Below are 9,459 nucleotides of genomic sequence, written 5' to 3'. Positions count from 1 at the left end.
GGCTCCAGCGCGTCCACCGGGTCTGCGCGTCGGAGACCGCCTTGATCGGATCGCCCGGTACGGGGAGGTCCGGTGTTCCTCGAGATGGTGCCTCCCGTGCCTTGTCCTGCTTTTCCGCACCTACCGTCAGAGCTTGTCCCGGCTCGGGGTTTCACCGGCACGACCAGGTGTGGCACCGCTTCCTGTGACGACGGCGACTCTTTTCCGGCTCGGCGGTACCGCGATTCGTGTCCGCGCGTGAAGCAACTCCGGAATGGGGGCATCGGGGGGCGCTGTGGAAAGCATGCTGAGCAGGAGCGGTGGAGTCCGCGCTTCCTGGAAATCCGGTTTGGACGCCACAACGCTCTGTCCAGCGCAGGGGAAGAGAGGCTGTCGGGTGAGCGTTGAAGCTTTCGCATTGGTCGGTGGAATGGTGTTCGACGGCAACGCGTTCCACGAAGGTCCGGTCAGCGTCGTGGTGCGCGGCGGTGTCATCGACGAGATCGGCTCCACGGCGCCGGACGGCGTTCGAGTCGTCGACCTCGGTGAGGACGCGTGCCTGCTTCCCGGCCTCATCGACACCCACGTGCACCTGGTGTTCGACGCCGGCGTCGACCCGGTGAAGTCGGTGTGCGAGGCCAGCGAACCGGAACTGCTCGAGTCGATGCGGCGGGCCGCCCGCCGTGCCGTGCACGCGGGTGTGACGACGATCCGCGACCTGGGTGACCGTGACTACCTCTCGCTCGGCCTTCGGGACGAACTGGCGCAGGACGTCGTAGCGGGACCGGAGATCCTTCCCGCGGGACCGCCCATCACGACCCCAGGCGGTCACTGCTTCTTCCTCGGCGGGGAGACCGCTCCGGATGCGGAGTCGCTGATTTCGGCCGTTCGCGAGCGGCACTCGCGCGGCTGCTCGGTCATCAAGGTCATGGCCAGTGGCGGCAACATGACTCCGGGCTCGCTGCCGACCGAGCCCCAGTTCGGCAGAGAGCTCCTGAAGGTCGTCGTCGACGAGGCGCACCGGCTGGGCCTTCCGGTGGCGGCACACGCGCACGGCGTGCGGTCGATCGATGACGCGATCGCGGCCGGCGTGGACTCGATCGAACACGCGTCGTTCGTCGGCGAGCAGGGCAGTGATCCGCAGCAGGGACTGATGGAGGCCATGGCGGCTCGCGATGTCGCCGTCAGCGCGACTCTCGGGTTCGACCCGGTGGCCTTGGCTGCGATGCTCGAGGTCATGAGCCCCGGCCAGAGGGAACAGCTCGAGGCCGTGAGGGCGGCTCAGGACGCGGCGCTGCAAGGGCTTTTCAAACACGGGGTGAAGGTCTCCGTCGGCTCTGACGCGGGTATCGCCCCTTTGAAGCCGCATGACGTGCTTCCCCACGGACTGGTCGAGATGGCCCGGCACGGGTGGTCGCCGGGTGAGGTGCTGACCGCCGCGACCAGGGACGCCGCGAAGCTGTGCGGCGTGGAGGGCAGGAAGGGCGAGCTGGTGACAGGTGCCGACGCGGACTTCCTGGTGGTGCGGGGCAACCCCGTGGCGGACCTGGAGCGGTTGCTCGACGTTCGTGCCGTTCTCCGGATGGGTCACCGTGTTCGATGACTGAGGCGCCCGTGCCGGCACGGGCGCCTCACGTGTGCGTGACGCCGGCGCTGACGACTACGTGGCCGAACCCTTCTCGGCGGAGAACCTGGTCGCACGCATGAACGCGTCGCTGAGGCGAACGTCCACATCGGCACGACCGGGGACGGTGCCATCAACGCCGGACCGTTACGAGTCGGCCCGCTCGAACGGGCTGCGCGGTTTCCGTGGGAAGCGGCTCGAACTCACCCGGCGCGATTCCGCGTCACCTGCACATGGTTCGTGGCATCGGGGTGCAGTACGCGGTGCCCGTGTGACCGTCCGTCAGACCACCCGTCCGGGTCGCGTAGGCGACGGCGTGCGCCCGGTCGAGGAGGTCCAGCCGGGTGAGCGGCAGGAGGAGTTTCCTGGACCCGTGATGACGCAGGAACTCTTGACACTTCCTCAGGAGAAGGTCACGACTGGCCGCTGACCCAGGCGTTCAGCGGATGTCGCAGCTGACCCGGCACTTCCTGCGCTGGGCGGGACTCGTCCATTCGGGAAGCGCCCTCGTCGCCGATGGACCTCGTGGATCGCCGTGAGCACGCTCGTGGAGGTGGGAAGCCAACGCTGGTTCGTCCTGGGCGGGTTGGCCCATCGAACTCGGCCGGATTCGGTTTCGCTCGGTGGCAGCAGCATCTCGTGCGGAGCACGCAACAAGCCCACACCGGGTGGTGCGAGCGACACCGCCAGGGGTTCGGATCCCGCCTCGGCCAGGAAGACCCAGTGAACCGGCACACCGGGAACCACGAGAACAGGACCGCACGAGTCACTCAGCACGGGGTGTGCGCAGGCGGCACGACCGACCTCCGCCGTCGTGGTGATCCCGATCCACCCGACGGGTAGCGGAAGGACGATGGACGTGCCGGTCTGGCGCGCGGGCCACGCCATCGAGAGTGCGTAGTCGACGGCGTGCGTCTTGAAGTTCGTGCGGTGTCCACTTGGGATGTCATCCGCGATGGACTGTCCTGGAGGACTTGGCTGACTCACGGCGCGCTCAGCCCCATGCGGGCGAGACGGCGCCCAGCCGCGTTCCCGCGAAGTGCTCCGGCTCCGGCACGACGCCGGCGGCGAGACAGGCGATCTCCAGGGCAGGAGGGAGGAAGTCGCTTTCGTCCTCGTCCTCCTCGCGGTACACGCCCAGTCCGATCCGTGCCATGAAGGGCGCGAAAGCACTTCGGTCCATGCCCTCGGGAGCGGGCTCGCCGTCGGCCAGTTCGAAGTAGTCGTCCTCGGAGTACACGGCAAGCGGCTCGCCGTTCCGGTGCCACGCGAGGTGAGTGCCGTCCATGCCCTCGTGGTAGACGATGGCTTGCGTTCCCGCCGACATCCCGGGTGCCTGGTACACGCCCTGGAACCCGTTCGGCTCGATCACCGCGACCCAGCCGCCCACGGGCACCGCGAAAGCGCTGCTCCCCTTCTCGTCGTCTTCCGGGTAGGCGGCGGAGACGGCTTCGTCGTAGGTCATCGGTGTGATCGCTTCCGAGTCGGCTCCCAGCCGTGACAGTGCCTCCCGGCCGTCGATCCCCTGCACCCACGTGATCGTGAAGAAGTCGGAGAGCTCCAGGGAGTCGAACCAGTCCGTCGCCATCCCGCTGCCTGAGGGGCGCACGGGCTTGGCCTCTTCCTCGGCCTCCCTCTGGGCGAACTCGCGGTCGATCTCGGCCAGCCGGGCCTCCTCGGCGGCGGTCCCGGTGACGTCGATCTCCGTGCCGTCGTCGCGCAGCAGCACCACGTCGCCGATGTCCCGCACGACCACTTCGGCCACCACGACGGATGACGCGTCCAACCGCATGCGGCCCGTCCACCTCTGCAGGACCGTGGAGTCGGAACCGGCGCGCAGCACACCGTCCTGCCCGAGCGAGAGCACAGCTCCCGGGGCCCCCACCCAGCGCGACCACACAGAGCGGCGCCCGCCGGGCGTCTCGGGGGTCGTGTGGAGCTCGCACCTGCCGTCGGGGGTCTGGGACAGCGCGTACCGCCCGTTCGGCGACGCGATCGAACCAACCAGCACCTCGCCCCTGCTCAGGCGGTCACCACGCGCCGGCGGGGAGCAGGCAGCGAGCGCCGCGTCCACCGGGTCCCTGCTCCAGCGCTGGTCGCCGTCGGCGTCGACGAGGACCAGGCGTCCGTCGTCCCGGACCAGTGCCGCGGTCACCCTGCGGTCGATCCGCCCCGACGACCACACGGGAACTCCGGCGAGGGTCCGGAGCACCAGGAGCCCTTCGGTCAGGAGGTACAGCCATGCCCCCTCCGACTGGGGCCCGCCGATCTGCCAGAGGTCCCGGGAAGCGCGGTTGTCCCGCAACACCAGAGTTCCGTCGGTGCGGTGTTCCAGGGCGTACGCCCCGTTGGGGGAGACCAGGGACTGGCCGAACAGGTAGTCCCCGGCGTTGAGCACGGTCTTGCGGGCGTCCATCTCGTTCCTCATCTGTCTCATCACGACGGCTCGTCGCGGTTGTACGGCCGATCCAGGTCAAGGCACCTGGTGCAGGCACGGCGGGGTGCGGCACAGGCGGCGATCACCGCCGTGTGACACCGGCTGTCAGATGGCGCCCACTCGCAGGGCGTAGGAGACGGCGTGTGCCCGGTTGCGGAGCTTCAGGCGGCTCATGATCTCTTGCATGATCTTCTTGATGGTGCGTTCGGAGTAGTTGAGCTGCTGGGCGATCTGGGCGGTGTCGTCACCCTGGGCGATGAGCTTGAGCACTTCGACTTCTCGTGTGGTGAGGCCGCCGGCGGCGAGGCCCTGGGTCACGAGGAGGTTGGTCTGCAGGAAGCGGATCTCGTCCGCGAGCCACCGGGTGAGCTTCTCCGGCAGGACGGCGCGGCCGTGGGACGTCGCGATGAGTGCGTGGGCGACCTGGCGCGCGGTGATGTCTTTCCTCGGAAGGATGGCCACGACGCCCGCGGCGAAGATCTGTGCGAGGTGGCGTTCACGCAGGGGACCGGCCACCAGCACGGTGCGCTGCGACGGGTTGAGAGCGCGGTGCGACACCATGGCGAGCTCGTCGACCAGCGCGTCCGTGACGTGTTCGGCGAACACGAGGGCCACGTCCGCGACCTCGCGGTCGGCGCCGGCCGTGATCTTGAGTTCCGGCGACAGGGCGAGCTGTGGCACCAGGTCGCTCGCGACCACGTGGTCGTGGACGTGCACCGCGACCTGGACGCGGTCGGACGTCCGGGACACGGGGGTTTCGGGGAGGGTGCAGATGCTCACGGTTGAGGGGCCTTTCGTCCAGCTGCGGCGCTTCACCGCGCAACCAGACAACCAAGCCCCTGTCGACATCTTGTCAACGTCGCGTCAACGTGCGCGTCAACGCGAGGAAGACGCAGGTCAGAGCTGCCACCAATCGAGACTGTAGCTCGTGGACCCGTGTCCTGGAGCGCTCAGTGCGGTTCCCTTCCGGTGCACGTCGACGCTGGTGGAACACCGGGGACGCCGGTCGGCAGGGACGTGTTCTCGCGGAGGTGGAACCGCAGTGCGTGTGTGTTGTGCACGTGGTGTTCGAGGAGTTCCGAGTGGAACCCGGCGGCCGGGGCGTCGCCGCGGTCGATCGCGGCCATGAGCTCGTGGGCCGTGGCGGCGGCCATCCTGAGCTCGAACAGCTCGGGCAAGCCCATCGCTTCTCCGGATCCCGCCGGCATCCTCTCGAGATCGAGCAGCAGGTCTTCGAACTCGCTCACGTCGGCGTCCTCGTCGTCGGTCGCGTGATCTGCCACGCTGGTGGTGATCATGCTGGGGTCGATGTCCCCCGGCCTCAACCGCCGGGCGCCGGTTCCTCGGGCATTGGCCCTTCTCGCGCCCTGTTCGGTGCCCGCCCGGCCCTTCGCCGGTCGCTTCCACTGCACTGAGCGGCCCCAATATCGCGGTACCCGGGTGCAGCGCGCTTGTGCACCTCGCACCTGCCGCTGAGCATGTGCATGTCCGCGGAGAACGCCGTTCGGAGGCTCTGGGCAAGGTCGGCTTCGCGTCGTCGTGGGGAGCGCGCGGCAGTCACCGTCTACACAGGAACGATGTAGTTGAACAGCGAGGACAGCGTGAGATGTGCCGGACGGACCGAGCTCCGCGGAGCGTTCGACGCCGCTGCCGCGGACTTCACAGCCTTGGGACGCCACCTGTGGGAACCGATCGGGGCCGTGGCGGTCTCGATGGCGTGCCTCCAGCCGGGTGAGCGCGTTCTCGACGCCTGTTGCGGAACCGGAGCCTCGGCGATCCCGGCTGCCCGGCTCGTCGGCCGCCGCGGCCTCGTCGACGCCGTCGACCTGTCGGAGCCGATGATCGGCGAGTTGTGGTGGCTGTCGAAGGACCTGCCCCAGCTCCGCGCCCACCGGGCTGACGTGACCTCCTGGACCGCCGGTGGCTACGACGTGGTGCAGTCAGCACTCGGCATCTCCTGCTTCCCCGACATGGCGGCCGGAACCGAGCACCTGATCAGCCTGGCGCGCCCCGGTGGCCGGGCGGTCCTCACCATCTGGCGGGACGGGGCGATGCTGGCGGCCGGCCGGCACCTCCGCCGCGCGATCACCGAGGCCACGGGTGTTCCGCCGCCGCAGTCCCGCGAGCCCCGGCCGGTCGAGCGGATCAACCAGGTGGACAGCTACGTGGCCTGGCTGCGTGAACGGGGACTCGTCGACGTCGAGGTCGCGGTGAACCGGCTCGCGCTGACGATGACTCCTGAAGTGGCGTGGCTGGTGATCGCCGGGTCCGGGTTCCGGGGAGCACTGGCCAAGGTGCCCGCCCACGCGTTGGACGCCGTGCGCGAGTTCTACCTCGCGTCGCTGCGCGATGAAGGCATGGCAGAACTCGACGCCACGACCCTGATCGGCAGCGGCCGCCGTTGCTGAACCGTCGGAGTGGAGGAGGAGCGCTGTGGTCAGCGGTGGACTGCCGAGTGAAGTGACTCCTGTTGCAGAGCGGTTCTGCCCGTCCTACGCTCGGCCATATGCAATATATTGGATATGGGTCGCTCGGGGAGCGTGCGGCCGCAGAGATCCGGGCTGCGATCGTGCGTGGTGAGCTGGAGCCGGGCGCCGCGATCAAGGACGCGGAGCTGGCGGCCAAACTCGGCCTGTCCCGCACTCCGGTCAGGGAGGCGCTGGCCAAGTTGGCCGACGAGGGTCTCGTCGAGAGCAAGCCCCACAGCTACACCAGGGTGACCGCGCTGACCGCGCAACCGGTTCGTGACGCCCTCGTCGTCGTCCAAGCGATGCACTCGCTCGCCGCACGCCTGGCCGCGCCGGAGACGACGTCCGACGACCTGGCCGCGATGCGCGCGGCGAACGAGGCGTTCACCGAGGCGCTCGACGCGAACGACGCCGTCGCGGCGCTGGCGGCGGACGACCAGTTCCACGCCGTGGCGGTGCGCCGCTGCGGCAACTCGGCCATCGAGGCGACGATCGATCGCTTCACGCCCGTCGTGCGCCGTGTGGAGCACCAGCGCTTCTCCTCGCCTGCCGCGCGCCACTCCGTGGTGCAGCACCAGCGGATCATCGAGGCCTGTGAACAGCTCGACGGCCAGTGGGCGGCCCGCCTGGTGGACGAGAACTGGAGCACCTTGCTCGAGGAGCTGTAGACGCGAGCTCCTGTTGTCCGGTCCTCCCTGGCCATCGCCTCGTCGAGGTGACGGCTCGCGACGGCGTGTCGCCAGGTTGTCCGAAAGGGACAGTGGGTTCACTTGTGCTCGCGGGCACGTAGAAGGTCTTGCGCCAGTGCGGCGTACCGGGCCGTGCTCGGCGCGGCCCGCCTCCCGTCCCCGCTCCGCTCGCGGCACTCGTTCGACTCGGTCACGTCGGTGCCGTTTCTGTCCGTAGCGGAACGTGAGCAAGGAGCAAGCGCAGCCGCCGGTCGATGCACCTAGGTGCTCTGACTCGGGCACTTGAGTGCCCTGGAGTCGAGGTTGACCTCCCAGCGCTCCCGCGCGTGTTCTGCTGCATCTGTTCGTCAAACGCCAGGTCAGGGTCGCGCTTGACCGCTACTGGCGTCCGCATCCCCATCGGTCGTCCAACAACCGACGCTGGCGCCGATATGTAATATCCAATATATTAGTTACATCCGGTGAGTACGGCAGCCTCCTGGTCGCCGGATCCGCCGACCCACTCGATCCGCTCCGGTGACACCGGCCGCGGCACACGGAAGGAAGCCTCATGACCAGCACCGGTCAAGAGATCAAGAACGTCGTGCTGGTGCACGGCGCTTTCGCCGACGGTTCGGGATGGCGGGGTGTGTACGACGAGCTGACCGCCCGGGGCTACCGGGTCGCGATCGTGCAGAACCCGCTCACCTCGCTGGAGGACGACGTCGCGGCGACCACGCGCGTGCTCGACCTGCAGGACGGCCCGGCGATCCTCGTCGGCCACTCCTGGGGCGGCACGGTCATCACCGAGGCCGGAGTCCACCCGAAGGTCGCCGGTCTGGTCTACGTGTCAGCGCTGGCGCCCGACGCGGGCGAGACGACCGCCCAGCAGTACGAAGGGTTCGCCCCGACACCGGACTTCGTCATCGACGTGGGGGACGACGGCTACGGCTTCATCAACCGCGACAAGTTCAAGGCCGGCTTCGCGGCGGACACCAGCGACGAGGACGCCGCGTTCCTCCGCGACTCGCAGGTGCCGATCAACATGGCGGTCTTCTCGGCGCCGGTGAAGAACGCCGCCTGGCGCGACAAGCCGAGCTGGGCCGTCATCGCGACCGAGGACAAGGCGTTCGACCAGGCCATGCTGCAGCACATGGCCAAGCGCATCGGTGCGGAGATCACCGAGGTCCCGGCGAGCCACGCCCTGTACGCCACGCAGGCCGTCGCCGTCGCCGACGTCATCGTCACCGCCGCGCAGAACGCCATCGGCTGACAGGCGGCTGCATCATCCCGGGCCGGCTCGCGCTCCCCGCGAGCCGGCCCCGAGTTCCGGAGTGTGAGCCGCGTGTCCGTCATGCCGTTCCAGGTGCCGCTGTGGACAGAGCTCCTCGCCGCGGGACTGGGTGGCCTCCAGGGCGCCCTGTTCGCGGCGGGGGAGCGGCACCGCCGCATCGACGTGCTGGGCGTCGTCGTGATCGGGCTCGCCGTGTCGCTCGGGGGCAGCCTGCTGCGCGACATCGTGCTCGACCAACCGCCCGTCGTGCTCTGGAAGAACTGGTACCTGGTGGTGGCAGGCGCCTCCGCTGTCCTCGGCATGGCGCTGCAACCGGTCCTCGCGCGGGTGGACTGGCTCATCACCGGGCTCGACGCGGTCGTCATGGGGCTGTTCGGCGCCATCGGGGCCTCGAAAGCGCTGTCCCTCGGCGCCGGTGAGGCCGGCGCGGTGGTCGCGGGCGTCATCGGCGCCATCGGCGGCGGGATGCTCCGCGACGTCATCCTGAGCCTGCCGATCTCCTTCCTCCAGGTCGGCACCCTCTACGCCGTAGCAGCCGGAGCCGGCGCGGGGATGCTCGTGGTGCTCGCCGAGTTCGGCGCGCCGATCCCGATCGCGGGTCTTGTCTGCGTGGTCGTGACCGCGGCCTTGCGTCTGATCGCGATCCGCTTCAACTGGACCTTCCCCGAGCAGCGCGCGCTGAAAGCCCCGTAGAAATCGCGGTGAAGCGCGAAAGCCGGCGCCACTGGGCGCGGCCGGGGCCTTTGCCATGACGGCACACGGCTCGTCACGAGCGACGGCTCCGCGAGGCTGACATTCCGGGATCCGGCCACCTTCGGGGTCACCGGAACCGTGGAGGTCACGCGGGGCGGGAAGCCGGTGGAGGAGATCGACGAACTCGAGTGCACCGGCGAAGCCGTGCGGGCGGCGGTGCGGGAGTCCACTGAGATCATCCGGATCGAACCCGGCAGCGGCGAGGTGACGGCCGTCGCGGACCTACCGCATCCGGC

General features: G+C 69.2%; 8 protein-coding genes and 1 pseudogene. 6 read left to right on the top strand and 3 right to left on the bottom strand.

Annotated features, from left to right (window positions below; translation table 11 throughout):
• The first annotated feature begins 376 nt into the window (after positions 1-376).
• Positions 377-1,582, top strand: a complete 1,206-nt coding sequence (locus BLQ91_RS22290) for a metal-dependent hydrolase family protein (protein WP_176959898.1) — start codon at positions 377-379, stop codon at positions 1,580-1,582.
• A 1,015-nt stretch (positions 1,583-2,597) separates the two neighbouring features.
• Here the strand turns inward: BLQ91_RS22290 and BLQ91_RS22280 are convergent.
• From BLQ91_RS22280 to BLQ91_RS22270, 3 genes are all read right to left on the bottom strand, one after another.
• A complete protein-coding gene (locus BLQ91_RS22280) occupies positions 2,598-4,040 on the bottom strand; it encodes a DUF6461 domain-containing protein (RefSeq protein WP_218130368.1) in 1,443 nt (480 codons plus the stop codon).
• Positions 4,041-4,145: 105 nt separating this feature from the next.
• The gene (locus tag BLQ91_RS22275; protein WP_176959897.1) at positions 4,146-4,820 is read right to left on the bottom strand and encodes a helix-turn-helix transcriptional regulator; all 675 of its coding nucleotides are present in this window, start codon (positions 4,818-4,820) and stop codon (positions 4,146-4,148) included.
• Between the two features lie 170 nt (positions 4,821-4,990).
• Complete coding sequence (locus BLQ91_RS22270) at positions 4,991-5,338, bottom strand: hypothetical protein (RefSeq protein ID WP_143022758.1); 348 nt, start codon at positions 5,336-5,338, stop codon at positions 4,991-4,993.
• Positions 5,339-5,641: 303 nt separating this feature from the next.
• On the opposite strand from BLQ91_RS22270, the gene BLQ91_RS22265 reads away from it, so the two are divergent.
• The 5 genes and pseudogenes from BLQ91_RS22265 to BLQ91_RS43380 all read left to right on the top strand — a co-directional run.
• Positions 5,642-6,448, top strand: coding sequence for a class I SAM-dependent methyltransferase (locus tag BLQ91_RS22265; RefSeq protein ID WP_090099387.1), 807 nt, complete (start codon positions 5,642-5,644; stop codon positions 6,446-6,448).
• A gap of 98 nt (positions 6,449-6,546) precedes the next feature.
• The gene (locus BLQ91_RS22260; protein ID WP_090099385.1) at positions 6,547-7,176 is read left to right on the top strand and encodes a GntR family transcriptional regulator; all 630 of its coding nucleotides are present in this window, start codon (positions 6,547-6,549) and stop codon (positions 7,174-7,176) included.
• A 571-nt stretch (positions 7,177-7,747) separates the two neighbouring features.
• Positions 7,748-8,449: an alpha/beta fold hydrolase gene (locus BLQ91_RS22255; protein ID WP_090099383.1), complete on the top strand. Its 702-nt coding sequence runs from the start codon at positions 7,748-7,750 to the stop codon at positions 8,447-8,449.
• Between the two features lie 81 nt (positions 8,450-8,530).
• Entirely contained in the window at positions 8,531-9,163 is a 633-nt protein-coding gene (locus BLQ91_RS22250) for a trimeric intracellular cation channel family protein (RefSeq protein WP_090099590.1), read from the top strand.
• Positions 9,164-9,205: 42 nt separating this feature from the next.
• Positions 9,206-9,451, top strand: a pseudogene (locus tag BLQ91_RS43380) (glutaminyl-peptide cyclotransferase); the annotation flags it as partial.
• Positions 9,452-9,459: the final 8 nt, after the last annotated feature.

The sequence above is a fragment of the Lentzea jiangxiensis genome (genome assembly GCF_900104175.1).
In the GTDB taxonomy this organism is placed as follows: Bacteria; Actinomycetota; Actinomycetes; order Mycobacteriales; family Pseudonocardiaceae; genus Lentzea; species Lentzea jiangxiensis.
The sequence above is the reverse complement of the archived record's forward strand: the minus strand, read 5'-3'. Positions and strand labels throughout refer to the sequence as shown.